16 protein-coding genes are annotated in these 19,708 nt (G+C 69.3%); 8 read left to right on the top strand and 8 right to left on the bottom strand.

The window, feature by feature from the left end:
* The first annotated feature begins 115 nt into the window (after positions 1-115).
* Positions 116-1,000, top strand: coding sequence for a SigB/SigF/SigG family RNA polymerase sigma factor (locus tag JOC24_RS18800; RefSeq protein ID WP_205021478.1), 885 nt, complete (start codon positions 116-118; stop codon positions 998-1,000).
* 684 nt (positions 1,001-1,684) lie between these two features.
* Here the strand turns inward: JOC24_RS18800 and JOC24_RS33345 are convergent.
* Positions 1,685-2,671: a DoxX family protein gene (locus JOC24_RS33345; RefSeq protein WP_239580613.1), complete on the bottom strand. Its 987-nt coding sequence runs from the start codon at positions 2,669-2,671 to the stop codon at positions 1,685-1,687.
* Between the two features lie 267 nt (positions 2,672-2,938).
* Between JOC24_RS33345 and JOC24_RS18790 the strand changes: the two genes are divergently transcribed.
* Positions 2,939-5,173 carry an FUSC family protein gene (locus JOC24_RS18790; protein WP_205021477.1) on the top strand — a complete coding sequence of 745 codons (2,235 nt, stop codon included), beginning with the start codon at positions 2,939-2,941 and terminating at the stop codon, positions 5,171-5,173.
* A 244-nt stretch (positions 5,174-5,417) separates the two neighbouring features.
* Here the strand turns inward: JOC24_RS18790 and JOC24_RS33340 are convergent, their stop codons facing one another.
* Entirely contained in the window at positions 5,418-5,810 is a 393-nt protein-coding gene (locus JOC24_RS33340) for a hypothetical protein (RefSeq protein ID WP_239580612.1), read from the bottom strand.
* Between the two features lie 450 nt (positions 5,811-6,260).
* Here JOC24_RS33340 and thpR point away from each other — a divergent pair, with 450 nt between their 5' ends.
* The 3 genes from thpR to JOC24_RS18770 all read left to right on the top strand — a co-directional run bounded on the left by thpR (position 6,261) and on the right by JOC24_RS18770 (position 10,748).
* On the top strand, positions 6,261-6,881 hold the full coding sequence (gene thpR, locus JOC24_RS18780; protein ID WP_205021475.1) for an RNA 2',3'-cyclic phosphodiesterase: 621 nt from the start codon (positions 6,261-6,263) through the stop codon (positions 6,879-6,881).
* 259 nt (positions 6,882-7,140) lie between these two features.
* Positions 7,141-9,180, top strand: coding sequence for a DUF4139 domain-containing protein (locus JOC24_RS18775; protein ID WP_205021474.1), 2,040 nt, complete (start codon positions 7,141-7,143; stop codon positions 9,178-9,180).
* Between the two features lie 8 nt (positions 9,181-9,188).
* Positions 9,189-10,748, top strand: a complete 1,560-nt coding sequence (locus tag JOC24_RS18770) for a mucoidy inhibitor MuiA family protein (protein ID WP_205021473.1) — start codon at positions 9,189-9,191, stop codon at positions 10,746-10,748.
* A 243-nt stretch (positions 10,749-10,991) separates the two neighbouring features.
* Here the strand turns inward: JOC24_RS18770 and JOC24_RS18765 are convergent, their stop codons facing one another.
* Positions 10,992-11,441 (bottom strand): spore-associated protein, encoded by a 450-nt coding sequence (locus JOC24_RS18765; RefSeq protein ID WP_205021472.1) that lies wholly within the window; start codon positions 11,439-11,441, stop codon positions 10,992-10,994.
* A gap of 353 nt (positions 11,442-11,794) precedes the next feature.
* Between JOC24_RS18765 and JOC24_RS18760 the strand changes: the two genes are divergently transcribed.
* The gene (locus tag JOC24_RS18760; RefSeq protein WP_205021471.1) at positions 11,795-12,343 is read left to right on the top strand and encodes a tellurite resistance TerB family protein; all 549 of its coding nucleotides are present in this window, start codon (positions 11,795-11,797) and stop codon (positions 12,341-12,343) included.
* 370 nt (positions 12,344-12,713) lie between these two features.
* Here the strand turns inward: JOC24_RS18760 and JOC24_RS18755 are convergent, their stop codons facing one another.
* The 4 genes from JOC24_RS18755 to hemC form a co-directional block, all read right to left on the bottom strand.
* On the bottom strand, positions 12,714-14,243 hold the full coding sequence (locus JOC24_RS18755; RefSeq protein ID WP_205021470.1) for a hypothetical protein: 1,530 nt from the start codon (positions 14,241-14,243) through the stop codon (positions 12,714-12,716).
* A 207-nt stretch (positions 14,244-14,450) separates the two neighbouring features.
* Entirely contained in the window at positions 14,451-14,837 is a 387-nt protein-coding gene (locus tag JOC24_RS18750) for a VOC family protein (RefSeq protein ID WP_205021469.1), read from the bottom strand.
* Positions 14,838-14,903: 66 nt separating this feature from the next.
* Entirely contained in the window at positions 14,904-15,347 is a 444-nt protein-coding gene (locus JOC24_RS18745) for an SRPBCC family protein (RefSeq protein WP_205021468.1), read from the bottom strand.
* Positions 15,348-15,933: 586 nt separating this feature from the next.
* Positions 15,934-16,869, bottom strand: a complete 936-nt coding sequence (gene hemC / locus JOC24_RS18740) for a hydroxymethylbilane synthase (RefSeq protein WP_205021467.1) — start codon at positions 16,867-16,869, stop codon at positions 15,934-15,936.
* Between the two features lie 400 nt (positions 16,870-17,269).
* On the opposite strand from hemC, the gene JOC24_RS18735 reads away from it, so the two are divergent.
* Both JOC24_RS18735 and JOC24_RS18730 read left to right on the top strand, forming a co-directional pair.
* Positions 17,270-18,085 (top strand): SAM-dependent methyltransferase, encoded by an 816-nt coding sequence (locus JOC24_RS18735; RefSeq protein WP_205021466.1) that lies wholly within the window; start codon positions 17,270-17,272, stop codon positions 18,083-18,085.
* Between the two features lie 194 nt (positions 18,086-18,279).
* Positions 18,280-18,810 (top strand): transposase, encoded by a 531-nt coding sequence (locus JOC24_RS18730; protein ID WP_239580611.1) that lies wholly within the window; start codon positions 18,280-18,282, stop codon positions 18,808-18,810.
* On the opposite strand, the gene JOC24_RS18725 is transcribed toward JOC24_RS18730, so the two are convergent.
* The gene (locus tag JOC24_RS18725; RefSeq protein ID WP_205021465.1) at positions 18,796-19,407 is read right to left on the bottom strand and encodes an ATP-binding protein; all 612 of its coding nucleotides are present in this window, start codon (positions 19,405-19,407) and stop codon (positions 18,796-18,798) included. The two genes, JOC24_RS18730 and JOC24_RS18725, sit on opposite strands and share 15 nt — an antisense overlap.
* Positions 19,408-19,708: the final 301 nt, after the last annotated feature.

Raw genomic sequence — 19,708 nt, 5'->3', positions numbered from 1 at the left:
CCAGAGACAACTGTTTCCTCACAGCAAGAAAAAGCGCGTCATCGCGCATGGGCTCGTGGGGGCGGGGCAGGGGCTCGTCAGCAAGAGCGCTCAGGACCAGGGAGGGTGGCAACACATGAATACTCAACAGACCGCCGAAGCCGCAGTGACCGACGGGCTGCAGGCATTGGAGGCTTCGCCGGAGCGCATAGGCGAGCTGCCTTGGATCGAGGACGCGGGCAAGGTGGCCCCCCAGAACGCACGGGCCCTTTCGACGCTGTTCTTCGAGCGGCTGCAGGTCCTGGAGGAGGGCACGCACGAGTACCAGTACGCGCGCAACACCCTCATCGAGATGAACATCTCTCTCGTCCGGTTCGCCGCGCGCCGCTTCCGCAACCGGGGCAGCGGGGACATGGAGGACATCACCCAGGTAGGAACCATCGGTCTGATCAAGGCCATCGACCGGTTCGAGCTCTCGCGCGAGGTCGAGTTCGCCACCTTCGCGGTGCCTTATATCGTCGGCGAGATCAAGCGCTTCTTCCGTGACACCACCTGGGCCGTGCACGTACCCCGGCGGCTGCAGGAACTCCGCGTGGAACTGGCCAAGGCCAAGGACGAGCTCGCCACCCGGCTGGACCGTGATCCGACGGCGAAGGAACTGGCCGCATACCTGGACCGCACCGAGGACGAGGTCATCGAGGGCATCATCGCCTCGAACGGCTACACCGCCGGATCCCTCGACCTGCCGACCGACACCGGTGAGACGACAGGCACGGCTTCCCGAACCTTCGCCGACGTCCTGGGCGAGCCTGACTCCGCCATGGAGACGGTGGAGAATCTGCACGCCCTGGCCCCGCTCCTCGAGGAGCTCGACGACCGCGAGCGACGCATCATCGAGATGCGTTTCGGCCAGGAGATGACACAGGCCCAGATCGGAGCCGAGCTCGACGTCTCCCAGATGCATGTCTCGCGTCTCCTGACGCGTACCCTCGGCAAGCTCCGCGCCGGCATGCTGGCCTGATCCGCCCTTGGCCGCTCTGTTCGGCGGTGCTCTGCGACGCACGGTCGCCTCCGGCGCCCGGCTGTTCACGGCGAGAAGTACACGTGGCCGCTTCGGCCGCCCCTTGAGTTTCGATGACACCGAGCTGGACTGCCCGGTCCGGGCTCGGCTTGCGCCTGTCGTTCCGGGCGCCGGCCGGGACACGGGAGAAACCCACAATCCCGCACATGGCTGTCCCCCGTGCTCCGACGTCCGGATCTTGTCCTTCTCGGATCTCGTGGCCCGGAGTGGGACGGCGCCTCGGCAGTCTCATCGGACGTTCCGGGCGCAACGGCGCGCAGACCCCAACAGCCGGTCCGTGCGTACTCTCCTCATGCGTTCCGATGCCACGACGGAAGCAGCCGGAGCGACCCGCTCGAAGCCGCGCCCCCTCCTGCCTTCCAGCAGCATGACGCGCCGCCCGCCTCCATCCCCTGTTCTGCGCAGCACCTTCGGCGGACAGCACCATCGAGACCGGCACCGACTCGCCCCGCCTCCCCCGCGCCCGTACCGAAGAGCGGGAGGCGACTGTTTGTACATCTCAAGGCTCCCGCCCCACCAGGTCATCAGTCCTGAGACAGGTGCTGACGCCACCACCCGGAGGCACCCTGCGGGCTCGTCGGCGTGAGGTCCCCCTGAGCGGACCGCTGCGGCGGTCGAATTCGGTCACCCACGAGACCGGATGGGGCGGAACACGGCCTGGCCGATCCACATACCGCCGGCACTCGGCCGAGGCGGCAGCCACCGTTGCCGTCCACAGCCGTTCCCCCTCCGACTTCGGGATCGCTGAGCAAGTCGCTGCGGAAACACCATGGATCCGGCGTAGGGGAACACGTCTGCGTGTCCGCCACTCCTCGGCACGGACGGCACCCGGACGCCTACGCGGCATCGGCCTTCCGGATCAGCCTCCCGTCCACCTGCCACGGGCCGGACCGCACCAGCATGTGGATATCGCGAGCCCGGGCCCGACGGATGCTGACGCTCCTCCTCAACAGTCGACCGGTCTCCGGACGACGAGTGACATCCCCACCCGTCGACGCACGTTGTCGCTCGAGAGCTACACAGGCAGGTGATCTCGGACGGCATCGGCAGCTGACCGGACGCCGTGCGCCTTGTCCGTGACGGTGGTGCCCACCGCGTGTCCGGCCTTGCGGGCGCTGCGGGCGCCGGCCGTGGCCGCAGCACGCGAGCGCCCTTGCGGGCGCTGCGGGCGCCGGCCGTGGCCGCAGCACGCGAGCGGCAGGCCAGTGAGGGCTTGCCGTGGGTGTCCGCGGCCGCGATCAGGAGACCGCCGAACAGCGAAAGGTTCTTGGCGAACCGGGCGCGCTGACGGGCACGTTCCTCAGGGTCCTCGACCTTCCACCAGGCGTGCCCGGCCAAAGTCGTAGGAACGAGCGAGACGGCCAGCGCGAGAGCGGACGCTCGCGGAAGGCGGCCGACCGCAAGGAGTGCGCCGGCTCCGATCTGGACTGCGCTGTTGATCTGTACGAGTCGTGTCGTGTCGTTCGGCAACTGCGGGACGCGCCCCGCGATGGGCTGGGCCACCGGATCCGCCAGGGCCGCCACGGAGTGAGGGTCTCGAAGTGTGCGGAGCCCGCCCGAGATGAAGGCGGAGGCGAGCAAAGGGCGGGCGACTGTCCTCAGGATTGCCATGCACCGCGCATGCCCGGGTTCGGGCGGCGCACGCGTCCGGGTTCGCGTTCCGTGTCGTAGCGGGCGGGGCCAACCGCGGCCCCTGGACGTTCCGGTGCGTGCGGGCGGGGGTGGCCGGCTGTCTTCGACCCGGGCTGTCGGGACCCGTCGGCCTGGACCTGAGTTGGTCCATGTGTTCCCTGCCGTGCGATGCTGAACGGCACGTGCATCAAGGCGGTTGGCGAGAGAAAGCGCAGGGTGAGGGCAGTGCGGCGGCGGGGCGGGGCCATGTTGTGGGATCGGTTCGCGGCGTCCGATCCGGGGCTGCTGCGGCTCACGGCCGGACTGCGGACCGTCTCGGCGATCGCCGGCACCTTGGTGGTCCTGGCCCTGCTCGACACCGATGTGACCCATATGGTCGCTGGTGCGATGACAGCGATGACCGCCACCTTCGCGATCAAGGACACGCTCGTACGCGACCAGGCGATCACCCTCGCTCTGGGTCTGCCGGTCGCGCTCGCCGCGACGTCCCTGGCGGCGTTGCTGGCCTCCCAGGTCATCGTGGGCGACGCGTTCTTCGTGGCCCTCATCTTCGCCGCCGTCTACTGTCGACGGTTCGGTGATCGTGGGACCGCGCTGGGACTCATCGGCTTCCAGATCTACTTCCTCTCCCTGTTCGTAGGGGCCTCGACGAGTTCCCTGCCGGCCCTGTGTCTGGCCTTGGCCATCGGGTTCGGCTGCAGCGCGGTGGCGCGGTTCGCCGTCGTCCCGGAAACTCCCCGACGCGTTCTGAACCGGTTGCGCGACGCTTTTCGGACGCGAGTCGCGCAACTCGTCTCCATGCAGATCGAACTGCTCGACGCGGGGCCGGAGGAGTTGGAGAGGGTCCTCGACGACATGCGGCGGCGTACAGCTCGGCTGCACGAGGCCGCCCTGATGATCCAGGGGCGGCTGGAGGAAGGGACGGAGGACGCGGACAAGGCGGCCCTGCTGCAACGACGGGTCGCGGATGCCGAGATCGCCACGGAACGCCTCGGCATGCTGCTGCTGAACGCCCGCAGCGCGGAGCGCGCGGACACCCTCACCCTTCATCTGCCGCACGCACCCGTGCCACTCACCGGGGACTGGAGGCCGGCCGAGGACGACGCGACCATGGCCCTGCGCCGCGACCTCAAGGCTCTGCACCTCCTGGTCAGCCGAACGGCCTCGAACGACGGGGGCATCGCAGTCGCCCACATTCGCAACAGGTTGCTCGGCTACCGTGACGAGGAGAGGCTTCCGTCCGCGCCCGCGGGCATCCAGGACGCCTTCCGCGGTATCGGCGAGGCCGCCCGATCCGTCCTGGGTCTGCGACTCGCGCTGGACGGACCCCAGGACGAGTCCGACGACTCGCCGGCGACCACTCGTTCCCGTGAGGAGTTCGACGCCGAAGACATCGCACTCGCGTCGTCCGAAGAGTCCGGGGAGAGCGACCGCAAGGGCTTGCAGCGTCCCACCACGAGAGCGGCCTTCCAGGTATCGGTCGGCTCGGTCCTGGCCATCGTCGGCGGTGAGCTCCTCTCCACCCAGCGCTGGTACTGGGCCGTTCTCACCTGCTGGGTGGTCTTCCTGAACACCGCCTCGACCGGCGAGATCCTGGTCAAGGGCTACCGTCGGCTCCTCGGCACCCTGCTCGGCGCCGTGGCCGGTGTCGCGCTGGCGGGACTGGTCGGTGACCACACCTGGGTCGCGTTCGCGCTCGTGCTCGTCTTCATCTTCGCGATGTTCTTCACCGCACCGTTGTCGTACGCGGTCATGTCCTTCTTCGTGACGGCCATGCTGGGCCTGCTGTACACGCTGCTGAACTCGTACAGCTTCGACGTGCTGGTGCTGCGCATCGAGGAGACCGCGATCGGAGCCGCCTGCGGCATCATCGCCGCCGTGCTGGTGTTGCCGGTACACACGGACCGCCGTACCGACGAACTGCTGGGAACCGTTCTCGACCGGCTCGGCGATGTCGCATCCGCATCGGTGGAGCAGCTCAGCGGCGGCCCTGCGTCCGACCTGCTAAGCAAGGCCCGTGGCTTGGACACGGCTCTGGACGAACTGCGCGATTCCACCGGCCCGCTGACCTATCCGATCACCCCGCTGCGCGGCCGACGACAGACCGTCCGCTATCTGGTGGCGCTTCTTGAGACATGCGCCTACCACGCCCGCGCGCTCGCGGCGACCGCCGAACTCGTCCCGCACAGCAAGACCGTGGCGGCCGATCCACGGCTGCACCGGGCCGGGCAGCGGATCGCCCACAACATCGAGGTGCTCGCCGCCCATGTCGGGGACGAGGGGGCCGCCGGCAAGGTACGGGCAGGTGCCAGCATCGCGTCGACGTTGCGGGGCGACGGATCCGTCGCGCCACCATCCGGGACGGTGACCTTCCGCGTGCTGCGTCATCTGCAGCGCCTCGACGAGGGCGTGGTCGGTCTCGCCCGCCCCCTGGACGCACCGGTCGCCGAGGGCACCGGGGCGAAGGCCGTAGGTGGCTGAAAGGTTTTGATCTTGCCCGGTCACAGCGGCTTCCCCTGTGATGCGCGCTGGGCCGGTCCGGGATCCGCAGGGCTGAGGGGATGCCGCCGCAGTGTCGTACCCACATGAATGACGCTGCGGCTGCCGCCTGTTCATGGACCCGGGACGCGCAGGGATCCTGACACGGTTTCTGGAGGTCACTGCGGGAGTGCCGCCGACCGGCCGCCCCTCGGATCTCACACGGACGGGATTCTTGACGGCAGCCCTAGCACGAGCGTTTTCTGTTTGCGGTGTACTCGGTGACCGTCCACCGCTTCCCGTCTCCGCGCTCCATCCTCGTCGTGGCCACGTACCGCGACGGCTGATCGGCCGGTGCCGGAATCCGCCAGCCGGTCGTCGTATCGAGGGTCTGCCACCTCGCCCGGTCCACGCAGTCCTTCACCGTTGCTGTGGGGGGCCGCTCGTCGGCAGCGAGCGTGGAGACCACAGGCTCGTGACCCAGAGCACCACGCATCACTGTGTTCTCCTCGTGCATGCTGAGCAGATCTGCCTCCAGCGCGCTCAATGCGTCGGGCGTCATGTATCTCTTCAGGTCCGTCCCGTCCACCGACGCCCCCCGGTACGCCTTCTCCCGCTCCATCCACATCAGGTCGTACACCCTGAGCACTTCGGCCGGGGTCGTCGTGTCGGTCCCGCCGTGCGGCGGAGGGGCCGACGCGGTGGAGGACACCGGTGTGCCGGGGGCAACAGCCGCCGGTGTGCCCGGGGACGGCTTGGCGTCGCTCTCGCCGCCCCCGCCGCAGCCCGTCACGGCCATAAAGACCGTCGCGGTAGCGCACAGGAGCGTCACACCCGCCTGGGAGCATTTCTGCCGAGCCTTCTCCATCAGCACCCCGAACTCACCGTCCGATATCGATCACCGGCTCAACGACGCCCGCCCGGTCAAGTCACCCTCACCCGGAGCCATTCAGCGAGCCGCACGCAGCGACTCGTCCCGGCGTCGGACGGATGGGCTCTGCAGTGCGATGGGCTACCGCGCCGATGCCGCACGTCGGGTACAGCGGTACCTGGTCAGCCGCTCGCACCCGCGGATGATACGAAGTCCGGTGTGAACGAACAGACTCCGCCCGCGACCGTTCGCGTGTTCATCGCCCTCGCCCCACCCGACCACGCGAAGGAGGAACTGGCCAGGGAACTGCACCTCGCGTATGGCACACACCCTCACATGCGGTGGAACCGCATCGAGGACTGGCACATCACCCTGGCTTTCCTCGGGGAGCTGCCGGCTGAGACGGTTGCGGTGCTGCGCCGGCCGCTCGCCGCCCTCGCCGCGGCCCACCGGCCTCCCCGCCTGGCACTGCGCGGCAGCGGAATCTTCGACGGCCGTGTGCTGTGGAGCGGAGTCGAGGGTGACCTCGACGAACTGCACACGCTCGCCACCGGTGTGCGTACCGCGGTCAAGGACTGCGGAATCGCCCTCGAGGACCGGCCCCTGCGCCCCCACCTGACCTTGGCCCGGGCGCGTCGAGGGGATCGGTCCTCGGCGGCGGAGATCGCCGAAGGGTTCGCCGGTTTCACCGGGAGACCGTGGCCCGCCGAACGTCTGCATCTGGTCGGTAGCAACGTCGGCCGCAGCAGCGGGCCGATCCACTACCGCGACATCGAGGCTTGGGAGCTCGGCAGTGGGGTGCCTGCCAGGTCCGAAGAGGCCGGGAGCGGCTCCGGCTGACCGGCCGTCGGCTCCGTGCGCCTCGAGCCGGAGTCGGACGCGCGCAGATGCGGGCCCTGCTCGATCGCTACGACGAACTGTTCGGCATCCACGACGAACCGGCGGTTCAAGCGTGTCTGGGTGTACGGAACGCGAGGCGTCACGTCGGCGAGCCGGAGAAGGACGCAGGCACGGGGGTGCGCAGGGCGCCGGGGCGTGACGAGGATGCGCTGGGCGCCTCCGGCGTAGACTCGGCTGGGCACGGCAGGGGGCGGAAGGCATGACGGTAGAAGCTGCGCACAGGTGGGGGTCGATCCTCGATTCTGTGGTGGTGTACGAACAGGGCGCCCTCTGCAGGCGTCTGGCCAAGGGCAGTGTGCCGCCGGACGGCGGGGTTCGGGTGACGGGGCTGCCGCGCTCTCTGGATCCGGGCTCGCTGCGGGCCCGCGTCACAGGTGCCCGAGGGGTGTCCGTCAATGAGGCCCGGGTGGTGGTCGAGGCAGAGCCGCTCGGCCCGCTCACGCCCGACGGTTCGCAGGACGAGGTGGAGCGGCTGCGCAACGAGTGCACGGCTGCGCGGGGGCGCCGGGACCAGCAGTTGCACCTGATCGAAGAGGTCGGGGCTCTGCGCCCCGTCGCGCCGGCCCGCAAACGTGAAGACGCGCATCGTCGCACGCCCGTGGACGCGTGGCTGGATCTCGCCGACTTCGTGGACGAACGGCTGACGGGTCTGCACACCCGCCTCGTCGAACTGGAGGATGCGCTGCGCCGGGCCGAGCACGAGCTCGACATCGCCGTGGACAGGCTCGCTCGCGCGTCCACCGACGCGCCGTCAGCACACCTGGCGACCACGGTCGCGGCTCACGTGATCGTGGATGTCTCCGCCACCGACGACCCTGATGCCGAGGTCGAGCTGGAACTCGAGTACGCGGTACCGGGTGCTGTGTGGGTACCGGCCTACCGGCTCTCCTGCGGTCAAGGGCGCGGCACCGGCCGCCTGGCGCTTCGCGCGTCGGTTGCACAACGCACCGGAGAGGACTGGACCGGCGTGTCCGTGGGCCTGGCCACGGCCGACCTGCGGCGTGGGACCGGCCTGCCGAGGCTGCGCTCCATCCGGATCGGCCGGAGTCAGCCGCCCTCCGCACCCACTGGCTGGCGCGAGCCGCCGGCAGGTCTTGCCGGTCTGTTCGCCGACTACGACGCGGCGCGCCGTCAGCCGTCCGCGACCGCCGTGCCGGTGGCTTCCGCATCCGGGCCTCCTCCCCCGGCGCCTCAGGCCTACGGTGCTCCTCCGGCGCTCCCGGCACCAGGCGCGGCCCCCGAGCACCTCGTCGGCCACATGCCCGTGCCCGGCCGGTCGGCCCGTGCCCGTACGGGCGACGGGCCGGGACCCGGTGGCAGGCCGTCCGCCGTGCCCGTTCCCTCTGCTCCTGCGGGCCTCGGCAAAGCCGCTCCGCCGGTGTCACCGGCACCGACGGCTGGTCCGCCGCAGCCGAGCGGTGCGGAACTCGACTACGCCGGCCTCGTCCTGTGCGGCCCCGACGAGCAGGGAGGTCGCAGGGGCAGGCTGTTTCCCGGCACCCCCTTCGACCCCGTGGCGACGGAGTACCGTCGCCGCGCGGAATCGGTGGCCTCACTGCCGCTGCCCGGACACGCTGTGCGGGTCCGTGAGTCGGCGGGTTCTTTCGATCACCGCTTCGACACCGCCGCGCGCGCCGACATCCCGTCGGACGGCACGTGGCACACCGTGACCATCGGCGAGATCGCGGTCGGCGTGCACACCGAGTACCTCTGTGCACCGGCCTTGGAACGGACCGTCTACGCGACATCGGTTCTTCGCAACGCCACCGACCGGGCGCTCCTCGCCGGCCCGGTCGAGGTCTCCGTCGACGGTGACTACCTGCTGACCGCGGCGCTGCCCACGCTCGCTCCCGGCGAGGTGCGCCGGGTGGGCCTCGGCCCGGCGGAGGGCATCCAGGTCACACGGCGTACGAACCTGCGTGAGTCCACTTCCGGTCTGCGCAACAGCACCACCGTGCTCGATCACCGCGTCCACGTGGAGTTGGCCAACCGCCTGGCCGGGCCCGTCAGCATCGAGGTTCGCGAGCGGGTGCCCGTCACTTCGGAACCTGATGTCCGGATCGAGGAGCGGGCGGATTGGTCAGCTCCTGAAGAGGGCGCCGGGCCGGATCTTCACGCCCCGGGCACCCGCCTGTGGCGGGTGGACCTGCCCGCAGGCGGTACCGCCGTGCTCGACGGCGGCTACGAGATAAGAGTGCCGGCCGGCAAGGCCCTCGTCGGCGGCAACCGCAGGAGCTGAAGCGCCCCATGACCACGATCCCGAAGCCGACTCCCCTTCCCGTCACGGCCGTGACCTGTCTGGAGGATCGCGCCCATGTCGAGCGCGCCGCCGTGCTCGATCTGCAGGCGGGCGTCCAGCGACTGCGCCTCGGGCCGGTCAGTGCGCTCGCCGTCGACCGGACCCTCCACGCCGAACTGGCTTCCGGGCACCCGGCGGCCGTACTCGACGCGCGGATCACCCGGACGTGGACGCCGCGGAGGGAGCCGGCCGACAACGACTCCGCTCTGCGTCGGCGGGCCCACGCCCTCACGCGGGATCACCTGGCCCTGGAGCAGGAGCGCGACCGGTTGCGTGGCCGCCAGGACCTGCTGGACCGACTCGCCTCCGATCTCCTGCGGGACATCGGCGAGGGCGCCGGCCGCGGAGAGACCGACAGACCACGCTGGACCGGCGAGCTGGACCGCGTCGACGTCGAGCGCGCCTCGAACGGCGAGGACATGCGCACCGTGGAGGCCGGACTCGCCGTTCTCGACATCGAACTCACACAGATCGAACAGGCGCTGCGCGTGTCCGAGGAGGAGCCCGCCGAACTCGTCGGCCATGTCGAACTGACAGTGGAATCAGCGGTCGCCGGGCGGGTCGAGTTGTACGTCAGCCACCTCACCCCGTGTGCGTTGTGGCGCCCTGCCTACCGGGCCGTGCTCGACGGTGACTCGTTGACGCTGGAGACCGACGCGATGGTCTGGCAGCGCACCGGCGAGGACTGGTCCGACGTGCGGCTGACCCTGTCGACGGCCCGCTCGGCGCTCGCTGCCGAGCCGCCGCGCCTTGTGGAGGACCGGCTCACGCTCACGGGCCGTTCCGTCACGGAGCGCCGCACATTGGGCGTGGAACTGCGCGAGGAGGAGATCGGGAGCCTCGGCCCGGCGGCTCCGGTTCTCGGCCTGCCAGGGGTGGACGACGGCGGTGAGGCTCGGGTGTTGCGGTCCCCGGCGCCGGTCTCCGTGGCGAGTGACGGCCACGCGCAACGGGTGCCGGTGTCCACCTTCGCCACCGCCGCCCGTAGCGAATACTCCTGCTCGCCTGAGCTGTCTCCGCTGGTCACCCGGGTGGTGAGGTTCGACAACGCGGCAGGCCACGCACTGCTCGCCGGTCCCGTGGATCTGATCCGTGACAGTGGGTTCAGCGGCCGCGGCACGCTCGATTTCACTCCCCCCGGCGCCTCTGTCGATCTTGCCTTCGGCAGCTGTGACGACCACCGGGTGGTCCGGCGTGCCGAGGAGTCACGGGACACCGCCGGAATCGGTCAGCGAACGGTCATCACCCGCACGGTCCACCTGCAGCTGTCGCGGTTCTGCTCCCCCGGGGAGCGGGGCGACCGTGTGGTCGTCCTACGGGAGCGGCTGCCGGTCTCCGAGGTCTCGGCCGTGGAGGTGCGCCTGCGGAAGGAGACCTGCTCCCCCGCGCCCGATGCGATCGATGCCGAAGGCATCGCCCGTTGGGATGTCTCCGTCCCGCCCAACGGCCACCGCACGGTCACTCTGGTCTACGAGTTGTCGGCCGGCGCCAAGGTGACGGGGCTCTGAGCTCGGGCCCCTCGGCCGGCCGGTTGTGCGAAGGCGGAGGAGCCCGTGGTTCCGTCCCCCGGTGCCGGGGGCCGGCGACGCAGGTCGGCGATCCCGAATTCCTCCGTACACGGCCTACGCCTGTGCAGTCGGCAGAGGCGCCGTACCCGGAACAGGTACGGCGCCTCCGGACGACACACCGACAGCTCAGGCCGCGAGGCCTGACGGCCGCGCGGAGTAGCTGCGGAGATACACGAAGGGCAGTCAGCGGATCTCGGTGGTCCGCTGCTCCTTCAGGGTGGCGCAGTTGGAGTTCTCCACCGACACGTACACGTTGTCGATGCTGCCGCCCCAGCTCACGCAGTAGCCCTTGCCGTAGACGTAGGCGGGTCCCGCGTACGACGTGAACTTCCCGTCGTCCCCGGCCCACCCGTCGGTCGCGGGTACGTAGATGTACGTGGACATGTACTTCGCCGAGCCCGGGTTGGCGCGGATGGTCGCGACACAGTTCATGCCGTTGGAAGAGTTGTACGTCAGGTAGACGGTGCCCAGCGAGCCGACGGGAACCGAGTTCACCGTCTTGTATGCCTTGCCACAGACTCCCTGGGGCGTGACGTTCGGGGCGGCGGAGGCCGTGGCACCGAACGCGACGGTGCTGCCGACCGCCAGTGCGGTGAACGCCCCGACAGCTGCGACATGACGGATAATACGCATATTTCCCCCTTGTGTCCCTGAGAGCGTTTTGCTCCTGCTTGATGTGACCCTCGAGGGACCCGGATGGTTGCATCGCACGGCGAACTCGTCGCGGACGGCGAGCAGGTGTTGACCTCACGGGCCGGCCGGTGGATGGCGACGGGCGCGGTGGTGGCTGCGCGACGCGGCCGGCCCCGGGTGAGCCGGTGCAGGTCCGCGCCTCAATTCTTCACTGCGCTCGGGCATGCGGGAGGCTCGATCGCGATCAGGAAACACGTCGGGCACTTTGCGGAACCTTTACCCGTGATCGGCCGTTGGCTGGGTGAACGCACGGCTTGTGACCGACAACTCAGACGAAGACCGAGGTGACCTCAATGGCAGTGTGGGACCGGCTCAAGGATCAGGCCAGGACTCTGCAGCAGTCGCAAGGAGCTCGCGGACCGGCAGCCGGACGCAGTGGTGGACAGGGGTCCGGCGGTGGGTCGCGCGCCCAGTTGGTGAGCACGCTGAAGTCACAGCTCGCCTCCCTCAAGACGGAGCTGAAGAGCGGGGCATACCGGGACGCGAGCATGGCCATGTGCGCACTCGTCGCGGCTGCGGACGGCTACGTCGATCAGGCCGAGCGGCAGCACGTGGAGTCGATGATCCTCGGCAACGAGGTCCTGCAGAACTTCCCGCCCGAGCAGTTGCGTCAGCGTTTCAACAAGCACGTGGACCAGTTGGCCCTCAACTTCCAGCAGGGCAAGGCCGACGCGATGCAGGAGATCGTCAAGACCGCCAAGAAGCCGACCGAGGCCCGTGCCGTACTCCAGACCGGCATCGTCATCGCCGGCGCCGACGGCAACTTCTCCCAGGCCGAGCACATGATCCTCCGCGAGGTGTGTACGGCGCTGCAGCTGTCCCCTGCGGAATTCCAGCTCTGACCGCCTGAGCGCACGGCGGATCGGCCCTGGCGGAGCGACCGGCGGCGTGCGACGTCGGTGTCCGCCCGGCGGATGTCAGGTCGCGTCGTCGTTCGAGCCGTGCGCGCCCGGAGTCGGCGGGTGCGCCGGTCGGCGTGGCGCCCGGCCTTCACTCGGTTTGTTCGCGACGAGGCGGTGCACGGCGCGGGCGATCCGGCGGCGGGAAGGGGCGGTCGGCTGTGCGCCCACGGAGGTCCAGCCGTCGCCCGCGTGGAGCCGCCGCTGGCCGACCGGCACGGCATGCGCATCGCCTACCGACCGAATCGGCGGGAGACTGCATCTGCGGTGTCCGACGTCCCTCCCGTTCCGGCCACCGAATCCCTGGGAAGCTTCAGCAGCGCAGAATTGCCGTCACCGCAGGCGAGTCACACGCGGCGTACAGCTCGTCGAGGGCGGCACGGACGGCTTCGTCCTGGGTGAATCCCCGCCAGCCGCCGTTGCTGCTGAGCCGCTGATCACGGAACGGTACGTCGCGCAGCAACTGCGCGGCCGGCCGGGCGGCGTGGCCGGTCAGCGCCAGGTAGCGCAGCGCGGGAAGTGCGACAGTCAGACAGGTGCCATCGGCCAGAGCCCGCACGGCCGCCGTCATGGCCGGGACGGTGGTCGCGGTATCGCCGGTCACGGCCCAGAGGGCGTGCGCCGCCTCGACGCTGATCCAGTGGTCGGAGTCGGCGGTCAGCCCCCGGAGCCGGTCCGCGTAGCCGGCGGCGTGCGGGCCGAGGTCGGCGAGTGTGCGCAGGGAGGCGCGCGAAATGCGTTTCTCCCCTGCAGCACGTCCGATCACCTCGAGAGCCGGCCCGGGCTCGCCACCGATCTTCCACCAGGCCCAGGCGGCTGTCTCTGCGTGTTCTTCGCGAGGGGCGGTTCGGGCCAACAGCAGGTCCCGTGCCCCGTTGCCCGCCCGTCCGATCCCTGCCAGCGCTTCCGCTGCCACCACCCAGGTACGGTCGTCCTCCAGGAGGCCGAGCAGTTGAGGGACCGCTGCCTCCGCAGCGGGGCCCCAGTCCGCGAGCACCTTGCACAGCCGACTGACCACGTGCTCGTCCGTGGCGGCAACGAGCCTCTCACCGAGTGGGCCCAGGAGCGGCTCGGCATGATCGGGAAGGAAACTCAGTATCTCTTCAAGGTTGGGGAGGACCACGTGGTGGAGGCCGATGGTGGCGGGATAGTAGGAGGAAGTCGAGGCAAAGCCGGATCCTGAGCCGGCCATCGCTTCGATCAGCCCAGGCAGACAGCGCGCATCGTTGAGTCGGGCCAGCGCCCACAGCGCGGCCTCGGCTACGGTCGACCCCGCTCGGGTGGTTCGGGCGGCGGTGTCGTCGAGGAGCGCTGCGATCCGGTCGGAGTGAGCCATCGCCTTCGGGCCGAGACAGGCCATCAGCTCAGCCGCTCGGAATCGGACCTCCGTGACGGGGTCGTCGAGACGCGCTGCGATACCCGGAAGGAGTGGGGCACTCGGCGAGCGCCATCGGATCAGCAGGGCGCCTACCTGGTTCAGGGCCCCGATCCGCTGCTCGACATCGGGATGCTCGTCCAGCAGACCCAGTGCGAAGGCAGGCGACGGTCCGGTGGACAGCGCCCCCGTCCAGTGGTGAACGCCTTGGACGCCGGCCTCGACCGAAGCGGTGTGACGCCATAGTTCGACACTCGGGGCCCGGATCGCATCGAGCGGGACGCCGAGCCTGCGTACCGGCAGGTCGCGGTCGGCCGGAGCGAGCGCGTGGACGGCCGCCAGCCGCATTTGTCGCTCAGGGGCGTCGAGCAACTCGCGGAGCAGATCGAAGACACCAGCGGCATGTACCCCGGCGGGCTCACGTTCGACCGCTCGGCCCAGCGCGAGAAGCAGGTCGAGTCGGGCCACCGGATCGGCCTCCGTCTGCCAGCAGCGAAGAAGGTGCCGGCAACACGTATTCACCGGGGCTGCCGCAGACACCGAGCAGGTGGGCCGAGTCCCGCCGGATCTCCGGGGCGGGGTCGGTGAGCAGAACGAGCACCTCCGGCAACGCGGCGGGCCGTGCTCTTTTCGCCGGCCGGCACGGAGTACTTCCGAGAGCGGCGCGGTTCCCGATCAGGGGCGATAGCGGAGCGGGTGGTCGGCGGGGACCTCGGTCAGCACGATCCGGTGGCCGTCCGGATCGGCGATCCACATCTCGATCAGACCCCATGGCTCCTGGAGCGGCGGGCGGAGGACGTGTGCGCCGCGGCCCGCCACCTCCTCGTGCGCGGCCGCGCAATCGGCGACCTGCATCCAGAGCTGGAGCGTCTCGGTCGGTGACGCCTCCGAACGCCCTGACACCTCGAGGTAGCCGCCGCCGAGGAAGTACACCGTTCCGCGGTCGGAGCCGGTGCCGAACTCCCGGTAGACGGGCAGCCCGAGCGTCCGTCCGTAGAAGTCGCGGGAGGTCTCCGGGTCGCCGGGCCTCAGCAATACCCTGCTGCTCAGTACATGCACCATGGCGACGACCCTATGCGGACCGGTGCGTGGGAGCTCTCCTACGCACCGCCTCGGGCCGGTGCGGGGTCATGAGGCTTCCACCGCGGCCTTGATACGCTGCCCGAAGGCCGGCGCGTCCTTCCGAGCGGCAGCGACGGCGAGTCCGACGAGGAGCTTGCCCACGCGGTGGCCCTCCAGGTCATTGAAGATCCGTACTCGCGTTCGGCCATCCGCAAGGGGCTCGAGGTCGTAACCGCCTTCCCTGGCCGTCACGAGGTTGGCCGACTGCTCGTTCCAGCGGATACGCGTCGGCGTGACCAGCTCGCTGATCCGGAACTCGCGCCGGGTCGTCATACCGGCGTCCTTCACCGTGCTGCGGAACACGGTGCCGACCGCTGTCGGACCGGCTGGTGACTTCGAGATGTCCTGGACGCGGGGGCTGAACTTCCTGTCGTTCTCGCCGTCCGCGAGGAAGGCGAACACATCTGCGACGGGGCGGTTGATGTCGACTGTCGCCTCGAACCGGGCCATGGGGTCTCCTCGCGTACGTCGGGCGCGGCACGCGGCGTGGCGCATCCGGGATGACGCTGACTCCCATGATCAGCGCTTCTCCGCCCCTCGGCAGCCGGGCAGACGTTTTCTGCGGGCAATCGGGTGCCGTTCCAGGGTGGTTCCTGTCCATGCGAAATTCCGACGGCACGCAGCCGGCGTGGGGACGGGCTCCGCGGCCGATGGCCCTGCAGTTGCGGGCCCGGTGGTGAAGTACGGAGCACGCAGCTTCAGCAGATCTTCGTCCCGGACTCCCTGCACCCGGCCCGGGGCCGGCTTCGGACAGTGCGTCAAGGCAGTACGTGATCAGAAAGGGTGCTCCCGGCCTTCCCGGCGCACGACACGACCGGCACGGAGACGCTGCTCGTGCGGCGCATTTCCGTGCGGGCGCCGCCTCTCTCCGCGACCGGAGAGGCAACGACTCGCGTGCGCACGTACGAGCAGCTGCCCCCCTGGTGCGGGCCTGCGCGGATCTCGGCCTGGAGGAGACATGCAGCCGGGACGCCCCGATCGGGAGCCTGCCCTTCCGTAGCCGCCTGGAGGGCGTCGAGACCGGCGTGCCGGTGAATCAGTGGGCGATGGTGTCGATCAGCTCACGTGCGCCCTGGCGCAGCAGGGTCACGGCCACGGAGGTGCCGAGGGTGGCGGGGTCCAGCGGACCTGCCCATTCGTGTGCGTTGAGGACGGTCTTACCATCGGGGGTGAACACACAGGCGCGCAGGGAGAGGTCTCCGTTGCGATGTGCTGTGGCGTACCCGGCGATCGGGGAGTTGCAGTGCCCCTGGAGAACGTGCAGGAACATGCGCTCAGCCGTGATCTCCCGGTAGGTCCCTGGGTGATTGAGCATGCTGACGGCATCGATCGTCCCCGTGTCGTCCTCCCGGCATTGCAGGGCGAGAACGCCCGCGCCGATCGGAGGGCACATGGTCTCCGGGGCGAGGATGTCGCTGATGACGTCGGGGCGGCCGATGCGATGGAGCCCCGCGACCGCCAGGAGGAGAGCGTCGGACTCTCCTGCGGCAAGCTTCGCCAGCCGCCGGTTAGCGTTGCCCCGGAAGGGGATGCAGTTCAAGTGTGGGTGTGAAGCCGCCAGTTGTGCGGTCCGGCGAACGGATGAGGTGCCGACGCGTGCGCCGTCGGGGAGTTGGTCGAGCGTGAGTCCGCCCGGGTGGACGAGGGCGTCGCGGATGTCGTCACGCTCGAGGAACGCGGCGAACGTCGTGCCGGCCGGCAGCGGGCGGTCGGCAGGAATGTCCTTGACGCAATGGACGGCCAAGTCCGCCTCCCCCGCCAGCAGAGCGGCGTCCACCTCTTTGGTGAAGGCTCCCTTGCCGTCGACCTTCGAGAGATCTCCCATCCACTTGTCGCCCGTGGTCCTCACAGGGACGACCTCGGTGGCGGTGGCTGGATGGCGGGCCGCGAGCTCGGCCCTGACACGCTCGACCTGGGCGAGGGCCATGGGTGAATCGCGGGAGACGATGCGGATCAGTTCGGGGGCGGACATGCCTCCCACGATAGACCGCCTCGCTCCGGCGACGATCCCTCCGACGCGGTCCGGGGCTCCTGATTCCGGCTCATCGCGGCACGGGCACGCGGAGATGGCGGCCATCGTTTTTCAGCCGCGTTGGACCGGGCTCGGAACGACCCGCGCGGAGCGTTGCGCACCGCCACCGGAACGCAGCATTAGGCGTTTTATCAGGCAGAGTTGCCGGAAGCGGCGCCCGGACCGATCGTTTTGGTGAGGCAGACCAGGGAGTGCACGTGTTCTTCCCTCGGCTCCGTGTGGCTGATTCGATGCCCTGCGGTCTTCCCTCACTCCCCCGAGGACTGTCAGCCTCCCGGCCGGATACCTAGCATGACCCCTCGTACACCGACTTCACTCTCTTTGAACCGCGAGGCGCTGGATGACCAACGGGGACACCTCCATTCCGAAGAACATCGATGTGAACGTGCCGAGCGTCGCGCGGATGTACGACTACTACCTGGGCGGCAAGGACAACTACCCCGCCGACCGAGTCGCGTGTGAGCAGCTCCTGGAGCACGTGCCGAGCACCAAGGTGCTCGCGGTGAACAACCGGAGGTTCCTGCGACGCGTCGTGCACCACCTGGCGTCCGAGTACGGGATCCGCCAGTTCGTCGACCACGGATCCGGCCTGCCCACCCAGGACAACGTCCATCAGGTTGCCCAGCTCGTCGACCCCGAGGCAAGGGTCGTCTACATCGACAACGACCCCATCGTCCTGGCGCACGGCAAGGCCATACTCGAGGAGAACGACAGGACCGCGGTCATCCAGGCGGACATGCGGGACACCGAGGGGATCTTCGGCCACCCGGAGGTGCGCCGGCTCATCGACTTCGATGAGCCGGTGGCCGCCCTGTTCGTGTCCGTGCTGCACTGCATTCCCGACGTGGACGACCCCAAGGGGCTGGTGCGCCGCGTGGCGGAGCGTCTCGCGCCGGGAAGCTTCCTGGTGGTGTGTCAGCTCGTGAGCGAGGACGCGGCCACTCGCGATTTCGTCACGGACTTCATGGCGAAGAGCACCGGCAACCAGTGGGGGCGGGTGCGTCAGCAGGACGACGTCCACGGCTTCCTGGAGGGCCTCGACGTGCTGGAGCCGGGCCTGGTGGAGGTGTCGACGTGGCGGCCGGATTCGGATCTGGCTCCCAAGCAGGCGACCCGGGAGTGGATCGAGTACGGCGGCGTCGGCCGAAAGTGGTGATGCCTCCCCCGGACGGCGGGGTGGCGGTGGCGGTGGCGGTGCTCGGGTAGCCGCCCCCGAAACGCTCCCGTAGCTCGGGCGACGAGCGGTGTTGCTCCCGATCCGCCTCGGATCACCCCTGCGGCCCGGACCACCGCCTGCGGGCGGTATCGCGAACCAGCGGGCGCGGGGGTACTCGGAGGCTCAGTGCCCGGATGCCGGGCTGGAGAACGCGGCGTAGTCGGTGCTCGTGCCGGCAGCCGCCCCGGGTGTGTCCTGCCGGACCTACCGACTGGCACACGGTTGCCGCTGGGTTCGGCGACGTCGAGGAAGGCCGGCCTCCTCCTCCGCCTTACGACCTCGTGCACGAGCTCGTAAGGGTTTGGATTATCAGCCGCCCGGAAACGCTCACGGAGATCGTGCAGCTCAGGCTCAAGGCTGTGCTGGCCAGCTGCCCCGAACTCGACGCTCTCACCGCCCACGTCCGGTCCTTCGCCCGGATACTTACCGAGCGCCAGGGCGAACGACTCCCCGAATGGCTCGACGCCGTCCGCCAGGACGACCTGCCCAGCCTCCACACACTCGCAGCAGGCATCGACCGCGACGCGGTCATCGCCGGTCCGACCCCGTCCTGGAACTCTGGTGTGGTCGAAGGACACGTCAACCGGATCAAGATGCTCAAGCGCCAGATGTTCGGCCGCGCCGGCTTCGACCTTCTGCGAGAACGAGTCCTACTCGCTGAGTGACTCCTCAGCTTCCGAGCGGAGATCGTAGATCGGGAACGTCGTGGGTGAGGGATGTTCCTTGCATGCTTCTCCGTGCAGTTCTTCGGGCCGCAGCGCCCAGGCGATGGCCTCGCCCGGACCGCAGAATGAAGGATCGAGGTGGAACGTGGTCCGCGTCCCGACCGGTTTCGGTGCTGTGAACTCGTCCCTGGGACCGGTCGGTTCCATCCCGACCAGCTCCTGGCGATAGCCGTGGCCATCCAGCCACACCTCGATGACCGTGCGGACGCTGAGTGCGGCAGCTGCGGAGGGAGCCCAGCGCTGCATGTCGAACATGTCGAGCAGGGAACCGAAGAATCCCGGAAGAAGCCTCTTCCGTTCATCGGCGCCGGGGCGTAGATCGCTCTCCACTGTGAAGCTGAGATCAGATCCGATCTCGACACTGATCTGTCCATGCCTGCCGTCGGGACGGTGCAGCGCGTCCCAGGCCACCGCCTGCAGGACCTCGGTGGGAAGCTCGGGGCTCCCCTGATCAACGAGAAAATACCTCGCTGGGCGTCGCCGCACGTGCTCCACGAAGTCGACCACCCGAGACGGCTCGACGGTGAACCTCTCCACTGCCCCTCCCCCTCTCCGCACTTTTCAGCCAGCCACAGCCGATCACGGCACGCACCACGGGCAAGCACCACGCTCCCCGCTCGTCCAGTAGCCGTGACGGATTGTCCCCAATCACGGAAGTCGTGCCAGAACCTTAGCGAGGACAGCGTATGTCCACCGGTTTCGGGGTCGGTTGGTGATCGACAGGCTCGTGATTGTTGAGGAGAAGTGACGGCACCGGCGCGGCTGCGGACTCCTGACGGCCGGCGCTCCGTTAGGACAGTTGGCCGTCGAACACGTAGGGACGAAAGCGGCACTCTGG

It is taken from the genome of Streptomyces sp. HB132 (assembly GCF_016909575.1).
In the GTDB taxonomy this organism is placed as follows: Bacteria; Actinomycetota; Actinomycetes; order Streptomycetales; family Streptomycetaceae; genus Streptomyces.
This window is presented reverse-complemented; position numbering and strand designations above follow the sequence as displayed.

Excerpts from the sequence above, each read along its gene's own strand:
- JOC24_RS18800 (WP_205021478.1), top strand. The coding sequence starts at position 116 with ATGAATACTCAACAGACCGCCGAAGCCGCAGTGACCGACGGGCTGCAG.
- JOC24_RS33345 (WP_239580613.1), bottom strand. The coding sequence starts at position 2,671 with ATGGCAATCCTGAGGACAGTCGCCCGCCCTTTGCTCGCCTCCGCCTTC.
- JOC24_RS18790 (WP_205021477.1), top strand. The coding sequence starts at position 2,939 with ATGTTGTGGGATCGGTTCGCGGCGTCCGATCCGGGGCTGCTGCGGCTC.
- JOC24_RS18775 (WP_205021474.1), top strand. The coding sequence starts at position 7,141 with ATGACGGTAGAAGCTGCGCACAGGTGGGGGTCGATCCTCGATTCTGTG.
- JOC24_RS18770 (WP_205021473.1), top strand. The coding sequence starts at position 9,189 with ATGACCACGATCCCGAAGCCGACTCCCCTTCCCGTCACGGCCGTGACC.
- JOC24_RS18765 (WP_205021472.1), bottom strand. The coding sequence starts at position 11,441 with ATGCGTATTATCCGTCATGTCGCAGCTGTCGGGGCGTTCACCGCACTG.
- JOC24_RS18760 (WP_205021471.1), top strand. The coding sequence starts at position 11,795 with ATGGCAGTGTGGGACCGGCTCAAGGATCAGGCCAGGACTCTGCAGCAG.
- JOC24_RS18750 (WP_205021469.1), bottom strand. The coding sequence starts at position 14,837 with ATGGTGCATGTACTGAGCAGCAGGGTATTGCTGAGGCCCGGCGACCCG.
- JOC24_RS18745 (WP_205021468.1), bottom strand. The coding sequence starts at position 15,347 with ATGGCCCGGTTCGAGGCGACAGTCGACATCAACCGCCCCGTCGCAGAT.
- hemC (WP_205021467.1), bottom strand. The coding sequence starts at position 16,869 with ATGTCCGCCCCCGAACTGATCCGCATCGTCTCCCGCGATTCACCCATG.
- JOC24_RS18735 (WP_205021466.1), top strand. The coding sequence starts at position 17,270 with ATGACCAACGGGGACACCTCCATTCCGAAGAACATCGATGTGAACGTG.
- JOC24_RS18730 (WP_239580611.1), top strand. The coding sequence starts at position 18,280 with ATGCCGGGCTGGAGAACGCGGCGTAGTCGGTGCTCGTGCCGGCAGCCG.